This is a genomic window from Moorena sp. SIO4A1 (genome assembly GCF_010672065.1).
Taxonomy (GTDB): domain Bacteria; phylum Cyanobacteriota; class Cyanobacteriia; order Cyanobacteriales; family Coleofasciculaceae; genus Moorena.
In genome coordinates, this window is record NZ_JAAHHX010000870.1 from 1 (window position 1) to 1,224 (window position 1,224).

The following is a 1,224-nucleotide window of genomic DNA, read 5'->3' on the forward strand; positions in this document are numbered from 1 at the left end:
GGATAACCAGCAATACAACCATACCGTTCTACCAGAGAGCGCAAAGCTTCATAAGCCCAGTCACCAGGAGATACATCCCGCAGTTGGGAAACACTGGTGACCTGGTCTATCGAATCTACATCAGTACTGTTGTTGTTGTAGAGATTGATTTGTTTCAAAATTTCCGAGTTAGACTCACCCTTAGACTCACCCTTAGCCTGGGCAACCGATAGCTCTTGTGGAGCCGGAAGGGTTTCAGTAGAAGATGCCTCAAGCTTAGGAGCACCATAGGCGTTGTTAGCCACCAGTAATGAAGCCCCTAGCAAAGCGGGACTATATTTGATCGTATTCCAAAAACTTGTTGACATGATTTCTCAATCAACCTCAACCCTAATAGATTATACTCTTGGACTCGAATTAGTCCGCAACCCTTAATCATAACCACTAAAATTAGTTATGTCTAGGACAACTCTGGATTAGTATATCATTGTTTGTGATTATTCGAGAAAGATACTCATCCTCGATTCTAGTCACTTAAGATACCAGTCTCGATAACCAACACAGGACTTACGCATTTGCCCCCTAAATCCCCCAATTCTGGGGGACTTTGACATCATTACCCCCCAGAATTGGGGGGCTAGGGGGGCGAAATCAAGTTAACCGCGTAAGTCCTGCAACAGAGCAATGAATTTCTATGGGAAGTGCGATTATACCGGTTGAAGTTGAAGGGGAGGTAAGGCTTTATCTTACAAAAGTCAGCTATCTGCTGATAACTGACAGCAGATAGCTGATAGCAAAACCTAGAATTTTTAACTAGAATTTTTAACTAGAATGTTTCCCTAGAACCTAAAAGTTGTACGGATGGCTCCAACCCAAATCGTATCATTGTCATCATCGTGATTAGGATTGAAAATCACGTAGGCTCCTGGAGTAATCAGGATGTTTTTGCTAATCGGGAATTTGTACTGTGCCTCAATCAGGTAGGACGTATCATCATCTTCTGGATTGTCACCCTCAACGTCGCTAGCCTTCGGTGGCACACCCCCAGCAAAACTGAGTACAGCTCCCTCTTTGCCAAAATCGATGAAAGACAGGTTAGCTGACCAAGTGAAGATGTCAGCACTGTCACCCTCTTCCGTTAGCCCACCATTACCATCATCTTCTGCTTCAGCATCAATATAACCAAACCAACCGCCTAGGTGAATTTGTTCGGTCAGGCGAAAACTGGCTTGTGCTCCAAAGCGA

Annotated in this window: 1 protein-coding gene and 1 pseudogene; both read right to left on the reverse strand. The window is 44.3% G+C overall.

Annotated elements, in window-relative coordinates:
* Positions 1-347 (reverse strand): annotated as a pseudogene (locus F6K53_RS43670) (hypothetical protein); the annotation flags it as partial.
* Between the two features lie 471 nt (positions 348-818).
* The coding region (locus F6K53_RS43675; RefSeq protein WP_293087029.1) for an iron uptake porin at positions 819-1,224 on the reverse strand (406 nt) is incomplete at its 5' end.